This is a genomic window from Nocardia sp. AB354 (assembly GCF_049538315.1).
GTDB classification, from domain to species: Bacteria; Actinomycetota; Actinomycetes; order Mycobacteriales; family Mycobacteriaceae; genus Nocardia; species Nocardia nova.
This window is the reverse complement of sequence record NZ_JBMVFU010000016.1, coordinates 1-24,163: the sequence shown is the minus strand read 5'-3', so window position 1 is coordinate 24,163 and position 24,163 is coordinate 1. Positions and strand designations below refer to the sequence as shown.

Genomic DNA, 24,163 nt, shown 5'->3' with positions numbered 1-24,163 from the left:
CTCAGCCTCCCGCGGTGCGCAGCACACTGCACGCGCCGCATGCCGCGCACCCGGCCGCCTGATCGGCGCCGCGCATCCCAGCGCGCCGCAGTTCGGTTGCGACCCTTCGCGTTACGTCCTCGAGCAGCACCGGTGAGGGTGCGCTCGCGTTGTCGACGTCGACGGCGAGTGTTCCGGCGAGCGGCCGGAAGGGAACGATGAAGGGGTACACACCCATCGCGATCAATTCCCGTGCCCCACCGACCAGTTCGTCGGGATCCTCGCCGAGCCCTACCAGGAGATAGGTCGACACCTGGTTGCGCCCGAACACCCGCACCGCCTCGGTCCAGGCCGCCCGGTAGTCCGCGAGCGGCACCGTCGATTTGCCCGGCATCCAGCGCGCACGGACCCGATCGTCCAGCGATTCGACGTGAATGCCGATGGAGTCCGCCCCCGCCGCCCGCAGCTCCGCGAGGACCGACAGATCCCCGGGTGGCTCACACTGCACCTGAATCGGCAGCTGCGGCACGGCCCGCTTCACCGCCCGCACACAGCGCGCGAGATGCCTTGCGCCACGGTTCTTTCCGGCGGTGGTGCCGGTGGTCATCACCATCTGCCGCACCCCGTCGAGCCGGACCGCGGCGGCCGCGACCTCGGCAAGGTGCTCGGGCCGCTTGACCGCGACGGTCGTGCCCGCCGCCAGCGACGCCTCGATCGCGCAGAATCGGCAACGTTGGTCCTCGCCGTATCGAATGCACGTCTGGACCACCGTCGTCGCGAGCACATCCGTGCCGTGCAGCCTCGCGATCTGCTCGTAGCCGATGCCCTCGGCGGTGCGCAGGTCGTAGAACCTGGGCCGCCGCACCGGCTCGACGATGACGCCGAGATCGGTGCCGTCGCGCAGCAGACGATCCCCGCTCAGCGTGTAGGGGCTGTCGGATCGGATGGGAATGGCAGCGCCGGCACCCCCGAACGACACATGACCGTCGTCGCTGGGCCCGGCTCCGGAACGGCGCTGCACCGGCACGTCGACGCGAATACCGAGTAGCGCCAGGTCTACTCGCGTGGATACCTCGGTCATGCCGGCCGCCTACACCTGATAGGTGGAGTTGATGATCGCGCCCTTGCGTGCGTAGTAGATCAGCGCATCCTGCACATCCAGCGGATGCGCGGGGATGACACCTTCGATCAAATCCTCCTCGCGGGCCCCGTGCAGAGCCAGACCGAAGCGGCAGGCGAATACCTTGCCGCCCTCCTTGATGAAGGTCGACAGCGCGTCGTTGATGTTCTGCTCACCCGGAAAACCGCTGTCCCCGGTGGTCGGGAATCCGCGGTTGGCGATGCAGTTGATCGCACCCGGCCCATAGAAGTAGATCGCCGACTCGAACCCCTTGCGCAGCGCCCGAGTCGCCTGCAGGACGGCCACGAAACTCACCGACGACTCGTGCGCGATCCCGTGCACCAGGGTGAAGTATGTTTCCCCGGCCTCGGCCTGATAGTCGGGAAAGATTTTGGTGGCGCCATAGATATTGGTGCCTTTCGGCAGCGCCGGATGCGGAATCTCGGACAGCGATTTCGCGATGTTCTCCTCGATCGCCTTGTCGATCTCGGAGGTGGTTTCGGTGGGTGCGGACATGCTTGTCTCCTGGGGATGTGACGAGGACCGGTGAGGAATCGAGGTGATTCACCGATGGGTTCAGTTCACGCCCCAGGTGTTTCGTGATGGTCACATCCGGAGTAATACGACGTTGCCGGGTGTTCACCGTCTACGGTTGTGGTCGAGCGCTGGTAATCCGTTGTCCGCCAACATATCTCGACGCGACCGGCATCCGAATGCGTGGGATTTCGGAAGTCGGATGCCGTGCCGCGTAATCAACGTGCTGGGATTTCTCTCCCGCCGTTAACATTCGGCCGGCGTGGCAAGAGCCGATTTGTAACAGGAGCGTCATCGGCGCGACTGCCGGCCGGGCTCGGGCAGACGGTTATCGCCCGGAATTCGATACCGATGCGGTCAGGCTTCGGGAATCCGATCGCCGATCTCGCCCGTGCGTGCGGCTCCGGGCTCCCACCCGGGCGGCCCGAACAAATATCCGGCCCATTCGCGAATTCGCTTGGTGGAGCGCAGATCCCGCCACAAGGCGCCGAATTCGTAGTACTGGAGCGTGAGGACGTTCGAGCTGTCGATGTTCTTCGTGAGTCCGTAGGTGGGGCGGAAGGTCTCCGCGCGGAAGGTGCCGAACATGCGGTCCCACAGAATCAGGATGCCACCGTAATTACGGTCCAGATACTCCCGATCGCTGGCATGGTGCACGCGGTGATGGGAGGGGGTGTTGAAGACGAATTCGAACCAGCGAGGGAGTTTTCCGATGGTCTCGGTGTGCACCCAGAACTGGTAGACGAGGTTGAACGACCAGGCCGTGAAGATCATCCACGGCGGCACGCCCAGGAGCGGCAGCGGAACCCAGGCCAATAGTTCGAACCACGGATTCCACTTCTGGCGCAGCGCGGTCGCGTAGTTGAAATACCGGCTGTTGTGGTGCACCTGATGCGCCGCCCAGACCACCCGGACTCGATGCGCGAGGCGGTGATAGGCGTACCAGAGCAGGTCCACCGCGAGCATGACTGCCACCCACGACAGCGGGTTGCGCGGGTCGACGTGCCAGGGGGCGTGCACGTACAGCACGGCATAGCCGATGAGTGCGGCGAATTTCGCGGCACCGCTGACGAAGAGTGAGACGAAGCCCATGGTCAGGCTGGTCCGCGCGTCGATCACGTCGTAGCCGGCGCGGTCCTCGGCGTGACCGCGCAGGGCGGCGATCTCCAGGACCATCGCGAGCACGAAGAACGGAACCGCGTAGGTCACCGGCTGGTTGATCTGTTCCCACAGGGTCATCGCAGGCACTCTCCGGAACGATTATATGACCCTACGGTCACTTCATTGCAAGTGACCGTAGGGTAAGTTCGGGCGCATGTCAACGGCCGCCGGACTCGGAACCAAGGGCATGCCCGCGCAGGACCGCCGCGAGGAGATCCTGATCGCCGCCATGCGGGAGTTCGCCGAACGCGGATTCGCCGCGGTGTCGATGGTTTCCATCGCCGGGCGCGCGGGCATCTCCAAGGCTCTGGTCTATCAGCACTTCACCTCGAAGGAACAGCTCTACGCGGAGTGCCTGACCGCGCTGGCCGACCCGCTCCTGGAGCGCCTCGACGACGAAATGGACCCCGCCACAGCACCTTTCGCGATGCCAGGCAACGCCTTGCGCGGCCTCTTCGACACCCTCGGCCCGGATCGCACCGCCTGGCGGATCATCCACGACCCGACCGCACCGCCGACCGGTGCGGTGGCGGACCTGGTACACGGCTACCGCCACCGGATCGCCGCACACGCCGACTCGGGCGTACGCCGGTTCCTCGACGCCCTGGGCGACACCGACGAACGCGATATCGAAGCTCTCGCCGGCATCTGGACCGCCGCGGTAGACGCGGTAATGGCTTGGGCGCGAGCGCATCCCGAAGAATCGGCCGCCGACCTGACCGCCCGCTTCACCCGTTTGATCGAGATCGTCTTCTCGATCGGAGCAACCCGCTGAAACGGCTCGTGTAGAACCATCGAACTCGGCGCGCCGAGCACGCGCATCCTGGTCGAAGTAGGGGACCGAAACAGGGAGGATCGGATGACGGCAAGGGGTCCGGACCCGGCGAGTGCGGCTCCGGAAGACCGCTCGTCTGGGATTCCGCCGCGGTATCGCCTGCGCGACCTCTGGATCATCCGCCACGGCGAAAGCCGAGCCAATGCCGCGTTCAGCGCCGGCGCCGACGAGCCGTTCCCCGGCAGCGACTGCGATGTCGAGCTCTCGCCCACAGGGTACGAGCAAGCCGCCGGGCTCGGACGGTGGCTGGCCGGGCTGGACCCGGAGCGAGCGCCGCAGCTGGTGGTGTGCTCACCGTATCTGCGCGCGCAACAGACCTGGGCGGCGATGGCACGCACTGCCGAAGGCGCCGGCGCCTTCCCCATGGTGACCGACGAACGCTGCCGTGACCGCGAGATGGGAATCTTCGAACTCTTTCCGCCGCAAGCCATTCGACGCCGAGCGCCGCAGGAGTTCGAGCGCCGCGCCCGCCTCGGCGAATGGTTCTATCGGCCGCCGGGTGGGGAATCGCCGGCCGATGTCGCGCTGCGCATGCGCGATCTGCTCACCGACCTCGACCGAACCACCGCCGAGCGGATTCTGATCGTCGCCCACGACGCGATCGTCGTCACCGCCGCACACGTGCTGGCCGGTGTGGGTGCGACGCCACCGGCTGATTTGCCGCCGGTGCCGAACGCCTCGATCACGCACTGGCACAGCGGCGAGCACCATCTGCGGCTCGCCGCATGGGGCATCACGACATCCGCGCGCGGCAAGACGATGCCGGGGACCACCGACGAGTGAGCGGCGCGACCCACTCGCCCGTTCAGGTGAACAGTCCGGCACGCGCGGCCGTCAGAGCCACCTTCGCGGCGGCGTCCGCGGTGCCGTCGTCCACCCGCTCTCCGGTGATCAGAACGCGGAAGTAGATCGGCGCCACCAGCGTTTTGATCATCTCCGCCGGATCGGTGCCTTCGGGTAGCTCCCCACGAGCGATCGCGCGCGTCACCACCGGCAGCGTTTGCCGAATCCGGTCGCGGAAGACATGGCGTGCGGAGTTCGGAGGTGCGGGCAGACCTGCGGCGGTGGACACCAGCACGGCCAGAATGGCTCGCCCGGAGGCGCTGGCGGCCCAGGCGACGAGGCTGCGGGCCAGCGCGCCGAGATCCTCGTCGACCGAACCGGTATCGGGAATGGGAATTTCCGCCGCGACACTCTCGGCCAGCGCCTCGGCGATCAGGCTGTCGCGGTCGGGCCACCGCCGGTAGACGGTGGTCTTGTGCACTCCGGTGCGCTGGGCGACGTTGTCGATCGTGAACGCGGCGTATCCGCGTTCGCTCAGCTCGTCGACGGTGGCGGCGAGCACGGCGGCGCGGACCTTCGGTCCACGTCCCAGAGGCGCGGACGAACTCATTGCAACTCCTAGTTGCGATATCGCGAACGGGCGGGCATGCTGACGATATCGCAACTCGATGTTGCGATACTCAGATGGGAGTCTCGATGCTGTCGAAACTTGTCCGGGGAGCCGCACTCCTGTTCCCCGGTCTGCTGGCCGGGGCGTTCGGCTACGGCGCCGTCAATGTGCTGTACGCGTTTCGTGAAGTGCCCCTTGATGTTCGGTTCACGTTCCATGTCGCGCTCATGCGAGTCAACGGCCCCGTCATGCAATCGCTGATGGCGCTGGCGGTGCTCGGTACCTTGGTGCTCGCGGTGCGAGCGCGGGGAGGGCAGCGTCGGATCGTCGCGAGCGCGACGGTGCTGGTGTTGCTCTCCTTCCTGGTGACGCGATTCGGGAACGTGCCGATCAATCAGCAGATCAAACGGTGGGCGGTGGGCACCCCGCCGGCGAATTACGCCGATATCCTGCGACGCTGGGAACTGTTCCATTTCACCCGAACCGGCTGCGCCGTAGCCGCATTCGTTCTGGTGATCGTCGCGGTGGTCGGATTCACCGCGACCGACGAGGGCATCGGCCGGAAGGGCAATCCGCATCGGTCGCCCTCGCGGCGCGACTTCCGCAATCGCATCGTCGTCACCGCCCATCGCATCGGCCTGCCGTTCGGCCCCATCCACCTGCTCACCGTTGCGGGTCGTTCGACGGGAATTCCCCGGACCACGCCCGTCGCCCCGATACAGCTCGACGGCGACCGGTACCTCGTGCAGGCCTATCCGAACGCCGAATGGGTCGAGAATGCCCGCGCGGCAGGACGCGGTGTGCTCGCTCGCGGCCGGAAATCGCGGGTCGTGAATCTGATCGAAGTGCCCGAACCGCAGCGCCAACCGATGCTGCGTGCGTTTCCTGTCCAAAATCCGAGGGGTGCACAAGCTTTCGTCAGGAATGGTCTGGTCGAATTCGGCTCGCCGGACAGCTTCGCGGACGCGGCGGGCCGCTGCGCCGTCTTTCGCATCGAGCCGGTCTCCTGAGGCCAATTCATTGTCTTACAACGCTTTCGACTGATGTAAGGTACTGTGCCTCTGGCGCCGCGATCGGTGGAGGCGCCGGATCGCTCGGATAATCGTTGTCTTACAGTGGAATCGAGATACGTGCGTGAATCACAAGCTCTGGTTGCTCGGTCGTTCTGTCACCGTCGGAACCCGGATGCTGGGCGAGAAGATTCACGGACCCAGATTGCGCTCCCTCGCCGACGTGCCGATCTCCGGTGACAAGATCACCCCCGAATGGCTGACCGCGGTGCTGTGCCGCGATGTTCCCGGGGCCGAGGTGTCGGGCTTCGAGACGTCCAACGGCAGCAGCGGCACCTCGACGAGGGTGGCGATCACGGTCGAATACAACGATGTGGGGACCCGGGCGCAGTTGCCGACCCGCTTGTTCGCCAAGACCACCACCAGTTTCAGCCAGCGGATCCTGCTGGGCGGCGGAAAGATGATCGACGGGGAAACCCGGTTCTTCCGCGACTTCCGCCTCGCCGTCGACATCGAGGCGCCGATCGGATACTGGGGCGCGTCCGACCCGGCCTCGTGGCGGTCGATCGCCCTGATGGAGGACATCGCCGCGACTCGAGGCGCCGTCTTCAGCGAACCCACCGCCTCGATCACCCGCGAGCAAGCCGAGGATCTGGTCCGCAATCTCGCCCGCCTGCACGGCACCTTCTGGGAATCCGAGGCGATCGACGTCCTCAACACCCCGGCGTACATGCTCGATGTGTATCTGTCCGCGATCGATATGAAGAAGCGGTGCGAAGTGGGCCTGCGCCGCGCGGAGGAGGTTGTTCCGCCCGCCCTGCACGGCAGCAGCGAACGGCTGTGGGCCGGCGTCGAGCGGGCGGTCACCATCGCGACCGAAGAGGTTCCGCCGACACTACTGCACGGCGATCCCCACATCGGGCAGACCTACCGCACGAGCGCCGGCCGCATGGGTTTCGTGGACTGGCAGGTCGTGATGCGGGGCGGATGGGCACACGATTTCGCCTACACCGTCAATTCCGGATGCGAGCCGGAAGACCGCCGACTATGGGACAGGGACCTGCTGGCGGCCTACCTGCACGAACTGGGAGAGGCCGGCGGCAAGCCCCCGGCCTTCGAGGACGCCTGGTTGCTCTACCGGCAGCAGTCGCTGTTCGCCTACGCCGCATGGGCTTTCACCATCGGGCGTGCGAGTTATCAGCCCAAGATGCAGTCGAACGAAACCTGCCTGACCCTGTTACGGCGCATCACCACGGCCATCGACGACAACGATTCGCTGGGCGCCCTCGGCGTCTGACGCACCAACGCTTTACCACGAATGATCATCGTGCTGCCGATGGTCGTCCCGGCCAGGGTCGTCCGGTGCGACTACCGCAGCCTTCGACGCGCGCGACATCGCGTCATGCAGTTCGACGCAGCGTGCGATACGACAACTGGAGTGGTTGATGACTACGTCACAGTTCCCGACCCGCCCGACGATGTGTCCCGTTGCCCACGGCTCTCCGACGAGTTCCGACGGCCCGCGAGTCCCGCTGTTCACCCCGGATTTCTCCGACGACCCGCACCGCGTCTACCGCGAAATGCGCAGCAGGTACGGCTCGCTCGCGCCCGTCGAACTGGCGCCGGGCGTGCCCGCGACGCTGGTGATCGGCTACCGCACCGCGGTACGAATTCTCAACGACCCCGAACACTTTCCCGCAGACCCGCGCGTGTGGCAGCAGACCGTGCCCTCGGATTGCCCGATTCTTCCGCTGCTGGAATGGCGCCCGATGGCCAGCAGAAGTTCCGGTGCCGATTTCCACCGCTACCGTGAGGCCATCACCGCCGGTATCGACGCCGTCGACCTGCACTCGTTGCGCGCGGCGGTCGAGAAGGCCACGCTTCCCCTGATCAACAGCTTCTGCCAGGACGGCAAGGCGGAACTGATCACCCAGTACATCTACCCCCTCGCGTTCGAACTCGTGAACGTGATGCTCGGTTGCCCGCCCGAGATCGGCGCGCAGGTCGCGGCCGGAACGGCCAAACTGCTCGAAGGCGTCGACGCCGAACAGGGCAACCGCATCCTCGGCGAGGCGCTGATGAGTCTGGTGCGCCTCAAACGAGCCACCCCGAGCAACGACATCACCTCGGTACTGCAACAACACCCGGCCGCCCTCGACGACACCGAGGTCTCCCACCACGTCTCCCAGATCTACGGCACCGGAATCGAATTCGAGCTGAACCTCATCGCCAACACCTTGCTGCTGGTCCTCACCGAGGACCGTTTCGGCGGTAGCGTGCTCGGCGGCAATCTCTCCTCCCGCGACGCGGTGGACGAGGTGTTGTTCAACGACCCCCCGCTGGCGAACCTCCTGATCACCTATCCGCGCCAGCCCATGCTGATCGACGATGTCTGGCTCCCCGCCCATCAGCCGGTGGTGATCAGCATGGCCGCCTGCAACAACGATCCCGTCATTCGCAGTGACGATATGACGGGCAACCGATCCCACCTGGCGTGGGGCATCGGCCCGCACGCGTGCCCCGCCCAGTCCATCGCCTATCTGATCGCCCAGGAAGCGATCGACCAACTCCTCGACGCCCTCCCCGAAATCGAGCTCGCGACGGATGCGCCGAGCTGGCGACCAGGACCGTTCCACCGGGCCTTGACCGCTTTGCCGGTGACATTCCCGCGGACCGAGCCGCTGAACTTGAACAACAAGCCGGCAATGCCGGGGTGAGAGCCGAGCAGGCCGAGGATCGCGCGACCACTGCTATTCGGACATGGAGTCCACGGCCTTCCCGATCCGACCGAGACTGGTCGCATACCGTTCGTCGACGCTGGTTCGCGCGCTGACGACCTCGACGATCTTCTTTCCGATGCTCTCGAGTTCCGCCAGGCTGGACAAGATGTCCTGTTTCCGCGCCGACGCGAAATCGACGAGCGCCGGTCCGCTCTGCCAGCCGTCGTTCGCTTGCCGCGCCGGTTCGATCTCATCGAATTGTTGCTCGAGCCGGGTTCGGGATTCATTGCTGTTGGTGGAGATGTCCACCCCGGCCTGTTGCGCGGTGGCCGGGTCGATACAAACGTCTGTCATGATGAAGCCCTGTCAGAAGAACGCTTCGCACGGATGGTAGCGAGGCGAGATCGGTTCGTCGGTATTCGATTGCAGCAGCGCGGATCCCACGACCAACGCGTAACCGACGCTGATGATCACCGCCGACGCCGCGACGACAATCGCGAGGACCTTCCTCGGGGTCGAGGAGAATCGCGCAGCGGCCACGATGAACACCACTGCCGCTGCGGCAGCACAGATCAAGAGGGCCGTCGCGGCCCAGCTGGAGGCGGTGGCGGCCGTCGGAACGGGAATGCTTCGCGCACAATGCGATTCGAGAAGAGTGTCCGTCCGCTCCGCGAGTTTGTGATCGGCCACCACCAGTAGGAGAACGGCAGATGCGAAGCAGGCGAGGAAGATCGCGGCAGACATGATCGCGGGGCGTTTCAACTACCAGGTCTCCTTCGGCCGAATGATCCGCACGTTCTGTGTGCCGCCGTCCTGATTCGAGAATCCGATCCGGTCGGTCAGGCTGAAGTCCTTCCCGTTGGTGGTGTGCTGGGAGTAGAGGATGTCACCGTTGGGAAGCACCGCGGTGACCACCGCCGTGTGGTGCGCTTCGCCCGGCTTGTAGTCGCCGACGTTCTGCGTGTGCTCCCAGTAGACGAGATCACCGGGTTTCGCGCCAGCGGTCCCGACCTCCTCCGCCCCATTGTTCAGGAAGAAGTTCTTCTGCTTCTCGGCATTGAACCAGGTATCGCTGTGGCTCAGTCCCTGCAGGGAACCGGGCCCCGGCGGGTCGAAGTTGATTCCTGCGGCCCGGCTGCGGTTCCAGCCGTCCGAATCGGTGGTCAGGGTGCCTTTGTAGTCGAGGCCGGCCGACGCGAGGGTGGTGGAAACGAAGTTCGCGCAGTTGTTCTGGAATTTGTCGATCGAGGTATCGTTCGCGTGGTCGCGAGCGAACTGCACCGCCTTCACAGCGTTGTAGCCGTTGGAACCCTCGAGCTCCTTCTTCACGCTGTCGGGGATTCCGTTGAGGTCGTGAAGTTCGACCGGCACCGCCAACATGAGTTGTGTGCGCCGATCGACGGCCAGCGAGTCCCACCACGCCTTCACCACATCGGGGGGCTGGCCCTGCGGCAGGGTCTCGCGAATGGCGTCGAGTGCGTCGGCCACTGCCGCGGACTGCTGTTTCAGCGCATCGTCGAGCGAGCTGGTGTCGACGTTGATATTCAGTTTGCGCAACGCGCCGGCGACTTCCTGGTCGGCACGATTCGCCGCATCGATCGCATCCAGGAGCAGCGCGTTGTACCGCCGGCAGTCATCCGCCGCGGTCTCCGGATCGTGATGCCCGGCGGGTACGACCAGAACGTCGCCGTCGAGTTCCAGGCCCGCAACGGTTCCCGCCGTGATCGCCGAACTTGCCTGTGCCTGCGCGATCCGAGCCGCATCCTCCAACGTGTCCAGCGCGGTGACGGCGCCGCGCAGCAGGACGCCGATCTCCTCCAACTTTCCCGTGACATCGGAGATCCGCCCGCGCACGAGCTCACCCAGATAGTCGGTCCAGGATTCCTCCAGCCGCCGCGATCCGTTGGCATGGATCTCGGCGACGGCCTCCTCGCAGTCCTTGGCCGCCGCCAGCAGATCGTCCGCCGCGGCCTGCCAGCTGCCCGGATTGGCATACCGAAGTTGATGCAGATCCATGACCGTCCCCCGTGCCTTCGATGGTGGTCTGAGGGTAGTCAAAACGCCAAAAACGGGCAAATGGAACAAATTTGGTGGAGCGGCGATCTCGGCTGGACGAACCGCACGCCGCCGGGCTATTTGCGGTGTCGGCCGGTATACCCCTCGGTCGACGGAGAATCCTGAGCATTCTGGCGGCTGTCGGTCTCGCCGCCGGAGCCATCAGCCGCGCCTTTGCCGATCCGGCGCGGTTTGGCGATCCGCCGGATGCCAGCGGCTGGGGCAGCTTCACCAGCTCGTTTCCGCCGCAGTTCGTCCAGATCGACGACGCTCGCGTCCTGATCGCCGGGGCAGGCGTCATCCGCCGCAGGGCTCGAATCGCCCACCGCGGGGCCGTGCCACGCCGCAGCGGGATTCACCGGCCACGCCCCGGTCTCCCGCTGCAATTCCGATCGCATGACGGGTCTGGTCGGCGGCGGATCGTTGACACGGCTGCCCTCCGAACGCCACGTCTTGCGGGCGGGTTGGGCAGCGTCCTGCGCCACCCGCCGGGGACGCCGGGGCAGCTGGACAACCTTCGGCGCGCCCGCCCCGGTGTCCTTCGGTGCGGATCGCGATCCCGGTACTTCCTGGTCAGACATCGAATTACCGGGCGACGAGCGCCGCTGTCCCGGTCGCGGCGCCGGTCAGGTCGCCGAGTCGATGTCCACTTTTGTGGCTGATGGTGGTGCTCACGTCCCTATTGTCTCAGAGTGTCGCGGGTGGGAGCGAGGTCGGTGCGGTCGGGCGCGTGATGCTGTCGAACCGGCGTCGATCGGCGGGTGGCCGGCGGATCGCTGATGTGGTTCCGCGGGCCGGGCTCGAGGTGGTGATGAGCCGTCGATCCGAATCATCGGAATCCGGAATCAAAGGCAGTGCGCGGGCGGAGCCGGGCTCCAGCTGCCGATGCAGCCGGCACCGATGTACGCGAGCAGATCGATCACCGTCGAGCCGGTTTGCAGGACGACGGGTGAGTTCGCGGTGATCTGGTCAGTGTTGCTGTACTCCAAGGGTATTCCGGCTTCTGCGCCGGCGATGCCCGCGGGAGCGATACCGAAGGCGGCGGCTGCGACGGCGAGGACGGCAAGCCGTTTCATGGTGTTCCTCTCGAACAACTGCATCAGGTTTCAGCGTTCGAGCCAGCATAGTGTGAAGTGATCATATTTCGGAGTAAATCGGGGGGCTTCGCGCGGATAGGCGGACCGACTGCTTGCGAGGACCCACTGGCCAATTTCGCTGACGAACTTGGTGTCGCGCACCAACCGCTCGAAGGTCATCGCCCGCATCCATCGTGCCTCGGGAATACGACCCGAATCGTCGGCGAAGCCGACATCGGTAGCAAGTTTGCGTCGCGTCCGGCCGACCACCAGCGGATCGGTGCCCCGGAACCGCGCGCACGCGGCGTGTGCGGATGCCGCGACGGCACTGGACGCGCCGCCTACCGACTTGCTCCCCATATCGAACCCCTACTCGAACCCCATCGAGGACCACTGCTGGATCGCGGGGAGTTCGAGCCCTGTTACAGGGTGGCCGTCTGCTTGCCGCCGCTGGTACCTACGGGCTTCGGCGCAGCTGGATTGGCATGGCCGACACGGACAAGGGCCCGATTGTCGGTGGTGGAACCGAGCAGGATGACGGTTCCGCCCTTATTCAGCTTTTCGAGTTCCCGCGCGGTTTGGTTTCCACATCGGCCCGGGGGACGGCGAGGGCGTATCCATCCCATCGGGCACGCCTGAGAATCTTGACGCCGTGGGGGTCGCCCGTCAGGAGGCGGAGCTGCACGGTGCAACCATCGGACCTGTTGTGCATGAAGTCCGACATTAGCGGTGGCCCGCTCGCGCTGGGTGGGTATCGTAGGCCGGATTGCCAAGGGACGGAATGGAAACCGAGGCGGACGTCCGCTTCGGCCGGCAGAAAAGCCGGCCAATTCACTCCTCGGTTTCTGGGAGGGCATCGCACGGGGTTCGAACGGATGCGTGCTGCAACCTACTCGCTGACCGCCGGCGCATAACCACCGCTCTGCTTGAAAACGCATCCAACGTGCCGACCTAGCGGGCAACGGGTGCAAGATCGTATCTCATCCGTCGAGAGGGCCCGGCAGGCTGATGGCGGACTGCCAAGCGGTAAGGCGTCGTGGAAGGAGGGGGAATCCGGCGCGCTGTGCTGTGGTCGACTACGTCGCTCCTACAGATAGGGTTCGAATCAGTGGGCCATTACTTCCATGGCGGCGAGAGCGTGTTCTATCTCGTGCTCGTCGTAGCCGGTTCGGTACCTGCCCTCTAAAGGCCCGAGGTGCTGCCATACTATGCGGAGCGCTGTGAGCCAAATTTTCACGATGCTTTCAGGGATAGTCCTGTGGATCGGCGCTTCAGGATCGCTTTGCTTCGCGGACCGCCGTTTCGCATCAAGCTCCGCTGCTGTGTGGTTGTCGATTTCTCGAATCGTCAACTGTACTTGTTTCGGTTCTTCCAATTCGCGAGAAACCGAATACATGAGATTTTTGAGGAACTGCTTTGTATCGGCGGTCCATCCGATGCCTTGCAGCTCGACCTGTGCGATGTTCGAAAGTTCGTGAGTCAGCTGCCGCGCAACGCTGAAGTCCGTCGCACTCAGAGTGAACGTCCGCTCGGCTTTTTGGTTCCTCATATGTCCTCCGCGCATGGGTGTGCTGATTACCAGCCCACCTCGGTCAGTCACCACTGAACCACAGGTAACCTTGCTGCCGGATCGCCGATTCCGATGCTCGCCGCAGGATGGAGAACAGTTCTCGCTCCGAGTCGCTCCGCGGATTCGCGGAATCCAGCTCCTCCAGAAAGAATTTCAATTGGTATGAATTGAACATGGTGTCGGCGTATTTATGAATTCCGCGCATCATCGGACCGGTGGGTGAATCCAAGACTATATCCGAGAGCGTGTCGGCGGCAGCGCCGGAGAACGACTCCATCTCGTTGTGGTTCATGTTCTGTATGCTTATCGTAATCCCCAACTCATCCTCCTTATTCGGGGAACATGTTTATGACGGTACCCCACCTGTCCGTGATCACCTTGTACTTGTTCGTCGGTTGGCCGCCGTTGTTCTGCGACTTGTTTCCGACGGGGTGCCCGGCATCCACCTCACGTTCGTAGTTGCCGTAATCGTTCGGCCCGCGAGCTGTGACGTTCTCCGCGGCCTCGGTCAGTGCATCGAGGTCTGTACCTTCGGGGAAGGTGCTTTTGTCGGGCGTGACGTTGTGGCCGCCCTGAACATGCTTTCCGTTGATGTAGGCCTCGGATTCATCGGTGAGGCCGCCGAGTGGAATGCCCGGAGCCTGCGGCAGATCTTCGTATTTGGTCGCCACCGTCATCGCGCCGTCCGCGGCGACGATGACCTTCATCGCGATGATGGTGGCGAGGTTGGTGACGGCCTTGTCCAGGTCGATGGTGGGCAGGGCGTGGAAGGCGTCGATGGTGGCGGTGGCACCGGCGGCGAGGGCCGCAAGGCCGATCACGGTCTTCATCCGGCTGGCCTGGTAGGCGGTCTGAATGGCCTCCATGGTGGTGACGACGTCGGCGTCGATGGCCGCGGTCGCGGCGACCGCGGAGGTACCGGCGCTGAACAGAGCCAGCAGACCACCGGCGATCGCAGTGATCGCGATGGTCAGTTCGAGGGTGTTGATCTTGCTGCTGGTGTCGCTGCCGAGCGCGACCGTGGCGTCGCGATAGTCCGCGACGGGAGCGGCCATCTGCTGGGCGGAGGTGGCGACGGTGTCGGCGCTGGTTTTCAGGGTGGCGAAATGGTCCTGCAGCAGGCTCCGGTGGCTGGCGTCGTCCATTCCGTCGAACATCGCCGAGATCCCGGAGATGCCGGCGGCGGCGCTGGTGACGGTGGGGTGCTTGGCGAAGGTGTCCCAGACGGTGTGGGCCCTGTCGAGTTTGTTTTTGTCGCCGTTGGGGAGCTTCCCGAAGTTGTTGAGCACCTTGGCCAGCAGCTTGTCGAAGAATTCCTTGACCGCGCCGTGATCGTCGAGGCCGGGCCCGTTGTCGGCCACCGAGGACGGGAGGGAGACCTTGTATTCGCCGACCTGGCTGACATCGGGTTGCGGCGGGGAGGGATTGGATTTGTTGGCGACGCCGTAGTTGTGGCCCATCGCGTACAGCACCGCACCGTAGTTGGTCAGCGCATTGGCCAGGCTCGCGCTGGCCTGCAGGGTCTGTCTGGCGGCCATGTCGTAGGCCTTGCCCCAGTCCGCGCAGCCGGGGGCGTCGCCGGCCATGCCTAGGCAGTCGCCCCTGATCGCGTCGTGGACAGGCTTGTCGGCCTTACGCAGTTCGTCGGCCAGGTCACGGCATTTCTTGGCGGCGTCGTAGTAGATCTGCCAGTCGACGATCACTGTTGCCCGCTCCGCAGCATCCGCCCGTTGAGTTCCAGTGCCGTGCTGTACGCAGTGTGGGCTTGTCTGGCAGCGTCGCTCATATCCTTGACGCCTTCGACGAGTTCCTCTGCGCCACTAACCCATTCGCGGTGTGCGTCGTCATAGGCGCGGGCGGCCACACCCTCCCAGCCGGTGCCTTGGAGGGCTGCGACACGGTGTTCGATATCGGCGAGATGGTCAGCGATGAAGCCAGCCAGACCGGACAGCCGGGACACGATCTGGTCGAGGTGTTCGAGGTCGACCGAGAACTGTGAAGCCATCGGACTACGTCCAGTTCAGCTTCGGGATATCTAGCGCCGCAGCATTGTTCGCATCCATCGACTGGAATGTTTCGGCGACGACTCCGAGCTTTTCCGCCATGGTGGTCAGTGCCGCGAAGATCTGCCGCCCGCCGTCGTGGACCTCGGTCCAGCCCTCGGAGAATTCGTCGGCGTAGTCGCCGGTCCAGCTGCCGTTGAGCAGTTCGGAGACTTCCTCGGCCGCGGAATTCAGAGCTCCGGACAAGGTGCCAGCCAAGCTGTAGATGTAGATCCCGACATCACGCACCTGGTTCGGGAGAACCGAAAACCCCTGGCCAAGAGCTGGAATATTCCCCCCGCTATCAGTCACACGGCGATGCTAAGCGATCAGCGGTCCGTCCGTCCATCATCATCGAGTGTGATGACCGACGCGTGAACATGCAGCTGATCAACCGGTGTAGTCGGTCCACGCCGAGCCGCTCCACGATCGCCAGTTGGCCACACGCTGTGGGTCCGGTACCAGCCCGGCGCAGGAGATGTTCCGGGAGTCGCATTTGTCGGCGCGGGTTCGGTGAGTGCGGCGTCCGAGTCGAACGGTGTCACCGCACCTCCGTCCGGCGACTCGGCCTCGAGCGTCGGCATCTCGACAAGCTGTCGCGCGAAGTATTGCACAGCAGGAAGATTGGAGAACTGCCCGCGCAGAGTGAGCCCCGGCGGACGGTGACCTCGTGATGAACAATATGGACGCCAGATCTCATAATTCGACCAGAGATCCAAGCCACCCCACCTGGGTGTATCGAAATGGTGTGTGCGACAACGTCTCCGCGACCACTGGGTTTTTCATCGGCCCTGGTGCGCGCGCTCGGCGACTGAGCAGCCCGTTGGGATTCGACCTACGATCTAGTCAACGATCCTGCTGATCCGACGTTCGACTCGCCGACTGCCGAGCAACCCTTCTGGGACGAAGGGCGCCGCGTAGGCGAGCGGCTTCGGTCGGAGTTGGACGACCAGTGGGAGATTCGGCTCGACTTCGATGACTGACGTATCCGTGTTCTTCGTGGTCCTAGGCCGACAGGTACTGGTCTCTCGCGGGGAGAGGGGTGGTTCTCACCGTTCGGCTTCGGCCAAGGTAGCTGATTCGACTTGGGTTGCTGCACGGTGATATTCACGCGCCTGTCTACAACAGGCCGGCTTCCGCGAGGCCGGCGCGCAGGCGGTGCTGATGCTCCGCCGGGCCCTGCCGGTATGGCATACGCAGCGCATCGGAGGAGATGATACCGAGCATTTTCATCGCGGCTTTGGCCTGAATGGCGCCCTGCGAGACGTGCATGATCGCATCGACGGCAGGGATGAGACGCTGGTGGATCTCGCGTGCCCGAGACAGGTCACCGCGGTCGACGGCGGCGATCATCTCCGCGTAGCGATCGCCCGCGACGTGACCGACCACCGATACGATGCCGGTCGCGCCTTGAGCGAGGTGGGGCAGGTTGACGACGTCGTCGCCGGAATACCAGAGCAGGTCGGTCTTCGACATGATCCGACTGGCCTCGAAGAAATCGCCCTTGGCATCTTTGACGGCGCGAACGGCGGGAATGTCGGCCGCGCGGAGAATGGTGTCGGTGCTCAGCGCCGTCCCGGTCCGGCCCGGGATGTCGTACAGCATGACGGGCACACCGCCGCCGGCCTCGGCGACCAGACGGAAGTGTTCGAGGATGCAGTCCTGCGGCGGCTTGTTGTAATACGGCGTGACGACGAGCAGAGCGTCGGCGCCACAGCTGACCATCTCACGCGCCGCACGAGTGGAGTGCTCGGTGTCGTTGGTGCCGCAGCCGGCCATCACCTGGACACGGTCGCCCACGGCCTCGACCACCGCCCGCACGCAGGCGTAGTCCTCCTCGTCGGTGGTGGTGGCGGACTCACCTGTGGTCCCGTTGACCAGCAATCCGTCATGGCCGTGGTCGGCGAGATATACGGCGAGGTTCTGCAGGCCGTCGTAGTCGATCGAGCCGTCGACGTGCATGGGGGTCACCATCGCCGTGATGACTCGACCGAAGGGGGTGTCCACCATGATCGTGAGATTACAGGCGAGCACCTCACCGCCTGTCCGTGCCCACGCGCCGCGGGTCGTCGGGTGACTCACGGGCGCTCGCCGGGGGCATAAGCCTCAACCAGCGACCGGCCCGAGTGGTCGAGCGCGGCGTAAATTGGTAGCTAGAGGTTTGCCTTATGCAACAGCGATGGTGGGTGTGGATTGCCGCGTTCCTGATGACCTTGGGAATGTGCACTACGTTCGCGTGCAGTAGCGGCACCGACACCGGCCCCGCCGCCCGCACCGGCACTGGCACCGGCACCCGCACCGGACCCGAGCAGGCGGCACCTGACTCGCCCCCACCCTCACCAGTAGGGGTGCCCGTGCTGGTCGCGAAGATAGACAACAGTCCGCAGGCACGCCCACCGGTTGGGCTCGGAGCCGCCGATGTTGTCTACGTCGAGCCGGTCGAGGGTGGTTTGAGTCGGCTGGCCGCGGTGTTCTCGACACAGAAACCCCCGGTGATCGGACCTGTCCGGAGTGCGCGGGAAACGGATCTGACGCTGTTGGCCCAGTTCGGTAACCCGACGTTGGCATCCTCTGGTTCCGCACCCGAGTTGATTCCCGCCATCGATTCCTCCTCGCTCCAGAACGCCTCGGCCGATCTGCAACCCGCGGCGTACTACCGCGATTACAGTCGCGCCGCGCCACACAACCTGTTCGTCCGCTCCGATCAGTTGCCCGAAGGCGGCGGCTGGCCGGAGGCTTCGCAACTGCACTTCGGTCCTGCGCCCGCCGGCGGCCGGCCCACGCAACATGAGGAAGCGCGGTATCCGGCCGCGGTGATCGGTTTCGACTGGTCACCCAGCGATCACGGCTGGCTGGTGTCCATGGACGGTGCTGCCTACACCGCTGCCGATACCGGACAGCTCATGGCAAGTACGGTCGTGCTGCAGAGTGTGCAGGTGCAGAACTCGGCCATCAGCGACGTGGCGGGCAGCGTCTCACCTCTGGCCCATACGACAGGTAGCGGTCAGGCACTCGTACTTCGCGACGGTCAAGCGTTCCCGGCCGTGTGGTCCCGGCCCTCCCCGGAGGCGGGCACAACCTATACAACCCCCACTGGTGCAGCCATCCCCTTCGCGCCGGGGCGGGTCTGGACAGTTCTGATTCCAGAGCAGCTCTGGTGATTCATGTTCTGGCGGTGTGACCGATGATGCCGAATTCGGAGATGTCAGCGAAGTACCGACCGCCGGGCCAGGGGAGTGGGACACCACCGTTGCTCCGGCCCGAGACTGCGGCGGGATCGATGGATATGGATACCAAGAACGGTTTCGGGTCCATCATGTTGGGGATGATCCCCGTTATCGGTTCCCGGTGGGCCGCGCCGGGTTACTGATCGACGCGCAATTCACGCCGCCGTCATGTGGGGCCAGGAATCGTACTAGTCCGGCGTACAGCTGGTCGCGATGGAGCATGGTTCAGAGACACCCCCGCATCAGGCGCAGCGCGGCGCAGGTGCATCGTTGAAGCGGTCGATCATCCACGCGGCGGCTCTCGGGACGTTGGCGAACTCGGGAATCCCGTGGCCGACAGCGGTTCCCGGGACGAGCGGTGGCAGCTCGATGGTATCGAGGGTGACCGGAACCCCGCGCGAACACCAGGTTTGCGCGAGATCGTGCACGCGACTGTAGGGGACCGCGTCGTCATTGACGTTGGCGGCGAGCAGGACTGGTGAGGCGGGGGTGAGGTTTCCGACCGCCTGTTCTTCGACGATGCGTCGCCCGACCGGGTCGCCGACGACCGCCGCGCCCAGCGATTCGCCGGTGGTGGTCCATTGCGAGGTGTGCTGGAACGAGTAGCTCAGCAAGGTTTCCGCGACGCACTGGTTGGCCGTGTTGCGCATCATGCCGCGGCCCTGATCGTTGAGGACACGGTCGAGCACGGGTTGGATCTCCGGGTTGGTGCGCACGGCGCCGTTGAGGAAATAGCCGACGGCTCCGATCAGGGTGCTTCCTTCTGCTCGGGCCAGGGTGTCGTCGAGTTTGACCGGCGGGGCGCCGGCGTAGGTGCCCTTCATGTTCAGCTCCGGTGCGTAGGTCGGCTGGAGCTCCGCGGCGGCCGCGGCGGCGTGGCCTCCTTGGGAATAGCCCCAGAACCCAACCGGCCCTCGCGAACTCAATGAGGTTCCCGGCAGGCGCTGCGCCGCTCGTGCCGCGTCGATTACCGCACGCGCCGAGGCGGTGCGGTTGCCGTAGGGGTGGGGTCCCGGCGTTCCGAGGCCGACGTAATCGGTGAAGACGACCGCGATCCCTTGTGCCAGTAGATAATCGACGGCGAGCTGTTCGTAGGCGATCGACATGTCGAACGGCGGGCGGTAGTTCAGCACCGACTGCATCGCGATCGATGGCGCGCATTGGCGCCCCTCGCCGATCGTTCCCGAAGCCAGCGACACCAAAGGCCGCGGCCCCGTGCCCGGCCACCGAGTGCTGGGCTCGAAGTATGTGCCGGTCACGGCGATCGCGCGACCGGCGTCGTCGACGCTGCGATACATGATGCGCCGCGCCGATCCGGGGAAAGCGCCCGTCGGCGAGGGGGCCGACAGAACCGGGGTGAAGGGCTGTTCGCGGATCACATCGCCTGCTGCTTCGCCGGGCAAGACCGCGGGCGGATCATAGAACGCCCCCCACGAACCGGATGGCGCCGGCACATCGGCGGGGTTTGCCGAGCCGTGCGGCGTCCCGACTCCGGTGAACAACATCCCAAGCGCCGTTATCAGCGCTGCCGAACAGGTCCGGACACTGCGTCCCATCGCGTATTGCTCCATCCCGTCGACCCCCACAACAGCCCCTCAGTAGTGACCCAGGACACACAGGGCGGCTGCGTGAAGTAATTACAGACACTCAGTGTCCGAAAGTCAAGGATTCGGGACCGTGACCGTCCGGCACAATCGAGACCGTGAGTTCCCCGAGGCGACCGCAGGACACCGCGCCCGCACGTGGCCGTCCGCGTGACCCGGGCATCGAGGCTCGGGTGTTCGCCGCAGTGCAGACGGTCTACTGGGAAACCGGCTGGTCAGGCTTCACCATCGACGCAGTCGCCAAGACGGCCGGGGTCGGCCGCGCGGCGATCTACCGCCGGTGGCCGACCAAGATTCAACTGCTCATCGCAGCACTCGAGAAGGTCTCGCCGCTGCACGACCCGATCGATACAGGCACAACACAGGGTGATCTGAAGGAGCTGGCACGCCAACTACTTACCGGCTATCAATCTCAGGCCGGATTGGTCGCTCTACGTGTCGCACTCGACGCCCGGGTGTTTCCCGAGCTGCTCGAACCGCTCACCCGGACCATCAGCGCCAGCCGATTCACGGCGACCCGCGACATAGTGCGGCGCGCCATCGACCGCGGCGACTTGCCCGCCACCACCAACATCACCACGTTGCTGGAGATGTTGACCGGGGCCGCGTTGAGTCACGTCTTGTTCTCGCACAAGGTGATTGGACCGCCGGGACCCGACGCCGCGTATATCGAGCGCCTGGTGAACATGGTCGTGACTGGGGTGAGCGCGGAACGAGGGTGACACCATGTGTCCGTCGATCGGAAGCCTCGAGGTCGCTCGTCTCCCGATCGCGTGGCGGAGTCGTGCCGCGAAGTCCTCGCCGTCGGCCCACCTGCCGAGCCCACACACCACCCGCTCATCCCCGCAGCGATTGACGATCGTTGATGCGCACGGCCAGGATCGTGGCGACCGCTTCAAGCCATCGTGCGAACAGGTCGTCGGTCTCGACGGAGTGACCGATGCTTGCGGCCGCGGTGAGCCAGGAACGACAGATTTCGGTTTGCGGGGTCGTCGGCAGTGGCTCGGGTAATTCGAGGGCGCGGCTGATGCCGCCGGCGTGTACGACCTCGGCAAGATAGGTGAGCGATCGGGGGATCGTTTGCGCGCGGTCCAGGATTACTGCGGCGCCTACCGCGCCGATACTGAACAGATTGCGACGGGCGACGTCGTTGTCGCCGGCCAGTCCGGCGCGCAGCATTGCGTCGATATCGAATGTCGCCAACTCGCTGTCGGATAGCGATCCTGTCATGTCTCGGACTCCTAGCGTCGGCGCAGCCGCCGACTGTCGGCGAAATGCGAACGGGGCGTTACCATGTGCGCCGCAGCAGCTCTTTCGCGACCGCGATGCTCGATTGCCGTGCTTCCTCGGTGGACATTTGGGTGGTCCAGAAGAAGTGCCGTTGTTCGCCCCGGACGTAGACGTTCACCAGCAGATTGCCCCGCCACACGGCCAGTCGCATCAAGCTCTGATCGTTGCGGTCCGTGGTCACAGCGAAGGTTGCACCGTCGCCCAATCCCGGCACTGCGGTATCCGTTCGCACGTATTTCGCAGAGCAGACGGGGCTACGCCTCCCCAGGCACCGACCCGCGAGATTCGAACGCCGCGACGAATCGCGGGTGTGCCCTGATCCGTACTGACCCGAGATCGGCAATAGGCCGGAACAGTACGAACGTCGTCGACCGGCGGTAGAACAGGTATGCGGCGATCAACCCGAACAGCCCCCATCCCGGGAAGACGGCCAACACAAGCGGTACGGGAAGGTGGTCGGAGGTTGTTGTTTGGGTGGCTGCGAGGATGACGAGAATTGCGGCGAGGCCCAGAAAAACGATCGCGTGTCCGGTGTATTGGCAAATCTGGCTCGTGCGTTTGCATTTCGCGCAGATCGGCCACGTTCCCTCGAGGACGGTGGATGGTGGGTTGACCGCGAACCATCTGAATGTGGCGACGCGGTAGAAGCCTCGCAGCAGGAACCGGACTTCGTACGAAGGGGTTCGCTGTATCCATTGTTGTTCCGTAGAACGCCGGGCAGTCTTCGGGCGGAAGTCGAAGTCCTTGTTGCGCTGTTCGATCGCGGTCTCGCCGTGGCGGGTACATACGTCGGGTAGCTCGTCGGCCAGTTGTAGGACGAAGGTTTCCTGCGGATCGAAATCGGGGTCTCCCGCGAAATCCTCGCGGAGGCGAATTCGCACTGCCACATCGGTTTGCGCGCCGGAGCGGGGGTTCACTCCAGCCATCCTCGGTTGCGTCGCTGTTGGAAGTAGAGATCGTCCTCGTCCGGTTCATCGGGGGCGTACAGCTGTTCGCGATTCGGTTTTCTCGTTCGTGGGATCACCGGGCTGCCGGAATCTTTCGCGGGCGTCGAGGGAGTCGGCGGCACATTGCCCGGAGGTGGAGTGGGCGCGGTCTCGTGCTGATCGCCTCGCAGACGTTCGAGTTCTTGTTCGCCTGCTTGGGCCAGAGCCTGACGCTGGTCTTCCGGCATTGTCAGGGCGCGGTTCAGCTGGCCGGCGGGTACGGAGTCCATGATTCCCGCGAACGCGTCGGACGTACCGAAGTCTCGCATGCCGCGGCGGCCGTTCAGTACATCGTCGAGTTGCTTTCGCAGATCGGGGTCGGTTATGGCGGACTTGATCGTTTCCAGGGAACGGCGCAGTTGGCGGGACACCGCGATGTCGCCGTGTGCCACGTCGAAGCTGACTTCGGAGCGATCTTCCATTCGATCAAACCCCCGGGTGGTCGTAGGTCGAATTCGGCAGTGCGGGAAGGTTTTCCGGAGTCGTCTGGCTCGACAGTGCGTTCAGCAATCCGATCATCCCGTATATCGCCTTGTACGCGGTGGTGACGAGTTTGATGAGTTCGCCCACCTTCGCCACGATTTGGACCAGGTAGGCCGCGGACACCGCGGCTTGGGCGGCTGCGGCGGGTGCGCCGACCAGACTGGAAGCGAGAACCGCCTCCGCCGCTTGCGATGCGAGCCAGAGCAGGGCCAAATCGGAGATGTCCTGTAGGAAGTCCCCGACTCGGCGGCCCAGTTCCCGCATGCCGGTGCTGATATTCGTCAGCTGCCGTTCGATCTCTTCGAGCGGGCGAACTTGGAACTCGACGCAGGCAGCGAGATGTGTGAAATAGGTCTGCGAGCTGTCGGCGGCGTGACCGTGCCAGGTGGCGCCGGCGCTCTGTTGCCACTGAGTGTTGATCGACTCCGCATACGCCGAATTGAAGCGGCTCAGGTTGCCCGCGGCTCCGGCGGCCTTCGCGACCGCCTCCCAGTCGCCGTTGACCTTCTCTCCTGCCCAGCCGTAAACGTCGAAGCCGACGAGGGTTTTGATCGTGGTCGAGATGTAGTAGGCGGGGGAGACGAAATTTCCCCCGGCGATGAACGACACCAGGCCCGGCATCGGGTCGTCGGCCTGAGGATCGACCAGCTTCTCTTCGGGACGGGTCATCGCGCATTCCCCGGATATGTCTCGTCGAGCTGCCGAGCGTGCTCGTAGTCGGTCGTTCGGTAGAGCTGGGCGGCTTTGGCGAGTTCGGTCGCCGAGCCGTCGGCCAGCGTCTGGAGGTGCTTGTAGTTGTCCTCGAGATTTTGCCGGATATGCTCGACGATCCCCTTGACCTCGACGAATATGCCGGTGTGGGCATCCGAGAGGTTGAACCACTTCGTCGCGTGGCTGCCTGCTGCGCCGGCTTGGCCCGCGAGATCACGCATCGCGCCGCTGAACTTGTCCACATCGTCGGGTACGACTTGGAAGTCGGTCATCGCGCTCCTTGCGTGCGGGGTTGAACACTTCTGATCTGTTGGACGGACGATGCCCGCGGTCGGTTCCGGTCGACTTCCACCGGCGCGCTCTCCGC

Annotated in this window: 30 protein-coding genes; 7 read left to right on the top strand and 23 right to left on the bottom strand. The window is 64.8% G+C overall.

What is annotated here, in order from left to right; genetic code table 11:
* Position 1 precedes the first annotated feature (1 nt).
* From ACPCUW_RS22355 to ACPCUW_RS22345, 3 genes are all read right to left on the bottom strand, one after another.
* A complete protein-coding gene (locus tag ACPCUW_RS22355) occupies positions 2-1,060 on the bottom strand; it encodes an MSMEG_0568 family radical SAM protein (RefSeq protein ID WP_423426893.1) in 1,059 nt (352 codons plus the stop codon).
* Positions 1,061-1,069: 9 nt separating this feature from the next.
* A complete protein-coding gene (locus ACPCUW_RS22350; RefSeq protein WP_030515292.1) occupies positions 1,070-1,615 on the bottom strand; it encodes an MSMEG_0572/Sll0783 family nitrogen starvation response protein in 546 nt (181 codons plus the stop codon).
* A 375-nt stretch (positions 1,616-1,990) separates the two neighbouring features.
* Positions 1,991-2,872: a sterol desaturase family protein gene (locus ACPCUW_RS22345; RefSeq protein ID WP_423426891.1), complete on the bottom strand. Its 882-nt coding sequence runs from the start codon at positions 2,870-2,872 to the stop codon at positions 1,991-1,993.
* A 76-nt stretch (positions 2,873-2,948) separates the two neighbouring features.
* On the opposite strand from ACPCUW_RS22345, the gene ACPCUW_RS22340 reads away from it, so the two are divergent.
* Both ACPCUW_RS22340 and ACPCUW_RS22335 read left to right on the top strand, forming a co-directional pair.
* Complete coding sequence (locus tag ACPCUW_RS22340) at positions 2,949-3,569, top strand: TetR/AcrR family transcriptional regulator (RefSeq protein WP_063017808.1); 621 nt, start codon at positions 2,949-2,951, stop codon at positions 3,567-3,569.
* 84 nt (positions 3,570-3,653) lie between these two features.
* Complete coding sequence (locus ACPCUW_RS22335; RefSeq protein WP_423426888.1) at positions 3,654-4,412, top strand: histidine phosphatase family protein; 759 nt, start codon at positions 3,654-3,656, stop codon at positions 4,410-4,412.
* A 22-nt stretch (positions 4,413-4,434) separates the two neighbouring features.
* Here the strand turns inward: ACPCUW_RS22335 and ACPCUW_RS22330 are convergent, their stop codons facing one another.
* Positions 4,435-5,022, bottom strand: a complete 588-nt coding sequence (locus tag ACPCUW_RS22330) for a TetR/AcrR family transcriptional regulator (RefSeq protein WP_423426887.1) — start codon at positions 5,020-5,022, stop codon at positions 4,435-4,437.
* Positions 5,023-5,108: 86 nt separating this feature from the next.
* Here ACPCUW_RS22330 and ACPCUW_RS22325 point away from each other — a divergent pair, with 86 nt between their 5' ends.
* The 3 genes from ACPCUW_RS22325 (at position 5,109) to ACPCUW_RS22315 (ending at position 8,749) form a co-directional block, all read left to right on the top strand.
* Positions 5,109-6,032, top strand: coding sequence for a nitroreductase/quinone reductase family protein (locus ACPCUW_RS22325; protein WP_423426886.1), 924 nt, complete (start codon positions 5,109-5,111; stop codon positions 6,030-6,032).
* A 124-nt stretch (positions 6,033-6,156) separates the two neighbouring features.
* Positions 6,157-7,329 carry an aminoglycoside phosphotransferase family protein gene (locus ACPCUW_RS22320; protein WP_423426885.1) on the top strand — a complete coding sequence of 391 codons (1,173 nt, stop codon included), beginning with the start codon at positions 6,157-6,159 and terminating at the stop codon, positions 7,327-7,329.
* 148 nt (positions 7,330-7,477) lie between these two features.
* Positions 7,478-8,749 carry a cytochrome P450 gene (locus tag ACPCUW_RS22315; RefSeq protein WP_423426884.1) on the top strand — a complete coding sequence of 424 codons (1,272 nt, stop codon included), beginning with the start codon at positions 7,478-7,480 and terminating at the stop codon, positions 8,747-8,749.
* A gap of 33 nt (positions 8,750-8,782) precedes the next feature.
* On the opposite strand, the gene ACPCUW_RS22310 is transcribed toward ACPCUW_RS22315, so the two are convergent.
* The 12 genes from ACPCUW_RS22310 to dapA all read right to left on the bottom strand — a co-directional run bounded on the left by ACPCUW_RS22310 (position 8,783) and on the right by dapA (position 17,505).
* On the bottom strand, positions 8,783-9,106 hold the full coding sequence (locus ACPCUW_RS22310; protein ID WP_423426883.1) for a hypothetical protein: 324 nt from the start codon (positions 9,104-9,106) through the stop codon (positions 8,783-8,785).
* Between the two features lie 12 nt (positions 9,107-9,118).
* A complete protein-coding gene (locus ACPCUW_RS22305; RefSeq protein WP_423426881.1) occupies positions 9,119-9,514 on the bottom strand; it encodes a hypothetical protein in 396 nt (131 codons plus the stop codon).
* The gene (locus ACPCUW_RS22300) at positions 9,515-10,768 is read right to left on the bottom strand and encodes an amidase domain-containing protein (protein ID WP_423426879.1); all 1,254 of its coding nucleotides are present in this window, start codon (positions 10,766-10,768) and stop codon (positions 9,515-9,517) included. It lies immediately after the preceding gene.
* 116 nt (positions 10,769-10,884) lie between these two features.
* Positions 10,885-11,205, bottom strand: a complete 321-nt coding sequence (locus tag ACPCUW_RS22295; RefSeq protein WP_290047293.1) for a hypothetical protein — start codon at positions 11,203-11,205, stop codon at positions 10,885-10,887.
* Between the two features lie 447 nt (positions 11,206-11,652).
* The gene (locus ACPCUW_RS22290) at positions 11,653-11,907 is read right to left on the bottom strand and encodes a hypothetical protein (RefSeq protein WP_423426877.1); all 255 of its coding nucleotides are present in this window, start codon (positions 11,905-11,907) and stop codon (positions 11,653-11,655) included.
* Between the two features lie 6 nt (positions 11,908-11,913).
* Complete coding sequence (locus tag ACPCUW_RS22285; RefSeq protein ID WP_423426876.1) at positions 11,914-12,243, bottom strand: hypothetical protein; 330 nt, start codon at positions 12,241-12,243, stop codon at positions 11,914-11,916.
* Positions 12,244-12,988: 745 nt separating this feature from the next.
* A complete protein-coding gene (locus tag ACPCUW_RS22280; RefSeq protein ID WP_423426874.1) occupies positions 12,989-13,432 on the bottom strand; it encodes a hypothetical protein in 444 nt (147 codons plus the stop codon).
* Between the two features lie 43 nt (positions 13,433-13,475).
* The gene (locus ACPCUW_RS22275) at positions 13,476-13,745 is read right to left on the bottom strand and encodes a hypothetical protein (protein ID WP_063027375.1); all 270 of its coding nucleotides are present in this window, start codon (positions 13,743-13,745) and stop codon (positions 13,476-13,478) included.
* A gap of 37 nt (positions 13,746-13,782) precedes the next feature.
* Positions 13,783-15,156 carry a hypothetical protein gene (locus tag ACPCUW_RS22270; RefSeq protein WP_423426872.1) on the bottom strand — a complete coding sequence of 458 codons (1,374 nt, stop codon included), beginning with the start codon at positions 15,154-15,156 and terminating at the stop codon, positions 13,783-13,785.
* A complete protein-coding gene (locus tag ACPCUW_RS22265) occupies positions 15,153-15,458 on the bottom strand; it encodes a WXG100 family type VII secretion target (RefSeq protein WP_423426870.1) in 306 nt (101 codons plus the stop codon). The genes ACPCUW_RS22270 and ACPCUW_RS22265 overlap by 4 nt, the downstream gene beginning before the upstream one ends.
* A 4-nt stretch (positions 15,459-15,462) precedes the next feature.
* On the bottom strand, positions 15,463-15,807 hold the full coding sequence (locus tag ACPCUW_RS22260) for a type VII secretion target (RefSeq protein ID WP_423426869.1): 345 nt from the start codon (positions 15,805-15,807) through the stop codon (positions 15,463-15,465).
* A gap of 807 nt (positions 15,808-16,614) precedes the next feature.
* Complete coding sequence (dapA, locus tag ACPCUW_RS22255) at positions 16,615-17,505, bottom strand: 4-hydroxy-tetrahydrodipicolinate synthase (RefSeq protein WP_423426867.1); 891 nt, start codon at positions 17,503-17,505, stop codon at positions 16,615-16,617.
* 344 nt (positions 17,506-17,849) lie between these two features.
* On the opposite strand from dapA, the gene ACPCUW_RS22250 reads away from it, so the two are divergent.
* The gene (locus ACPCUW_RS22250; RefSeq protein WP_423426865.1) at positions 17,850-18,656 is read left to right on the top strand and encodes a DUF3048 domain-containing protein; all 807 of its coding nucleotides are present in this window, start codon (positions 17,850-17,852) and stop codon (positions 18,654-18,656) included.
* Positions 18,657-18,964: 308 nt separating this feature from the next.
* On the opposite strand, the gene ACPCUW_RS22245 is transcribed toward ACPCUW_RS22250, so the two are convergent.
* Entirely contained in the window at positions 18,965-20,125 is a 1,161-nt protein-coding gene (locus ACPCUW_RS22245) for a lipase family protein (RefSeq protein WP_423426864.1), read from the bottom strand.
* Positions 20,126-20,424: 299 nt separating this feature from the next.
* On the opposite strand from ACPCUW_RS22245, the gene ACPCUW_RS22240 reads away from it, so the two are divergent.
* Entirely contained in the window at positions 20,425-21,048 is a 624-nt protein-coding gene (locus ACPCUW_RS22240) for a TetR/AcrR family transcriptional regulator (protein ID WP_423426862.1), read from the top strand.
* Positions 21,049-21,163: 115 nt separating this feature from the next.
* Here ACPCUW_RS22240 and ACPCUW_RS22235 read toward each other — a convergent pair whose 3' ends face one another.
* The 6 genes from ACPCUW_RS22235 to ACPCUW_RS22210 all read right to left on the bottom strand — a co-directional run.
* Complete coding sequence (locus ACPCUW_RS22235; RefSeq protein ID WP_423426860.1) at positions 21,164-21,556, bottom strand: hypothetical protein; 393 nt, start codon at positions 21,554-21,556, stop codon at positions 21,164-21,166.
* 58 nt (positions 21,557-21,614) lie between these two features.
* Entirely contained in the window at positions 21,615-21,797 is a 183-nt protein-coding gene (locus ACPCUW_RS22230) for a hypothetical protein (RefSeq protein ID WP_423426858.1), read from the bottom strand.
* A gap of 73 nt (positions 21,798-21,870) precedes the next feature.
* Entirely contained in the window at positions 21,871-22,533 is a 663-nt protein-coding gene (locus tag ACPCUW_RS22225) for a hypothetical protein (protein WP_423426857.1), read from the bottom strand.
* Positions 22,530-23,024 (bottom strand): hypothetical protein, encoded by a 495-nt coding sequence (locus ACPCUW_RS22220; RefSeq protein WP_423426855.1) that lies wholly within the window; start codon positions 23,022-23,024, stop codon positions 22,530-22,532. The genes ACPCUW_RS22225 and ACPCUW_RS22220 overlap by 4 nt, the downstream gene beginning before the upstream one ends.
* Before the next feature lie 4 nt (positions 23,025-23,028).
* Entirely contained in the window at positions 23,029-23,754 is a 726-nt protein-coding gene (locus ACPCUW_RS22215; RefSeq protein ID WP_423426853.1) for a hypothetical protein, read from the bottom strand.
* A partial coding sequence (locus ACPCUW_RS22210; protein WP_423426852.1) for a type VII secretion target occupies positions 23,751-24,163 on the bottom strand: 413 nt, incomplete at its 5' end. The genes ACPCUW_RS22215 and ACPCUW_RS22210, both read right to left, overlap by 4 nt.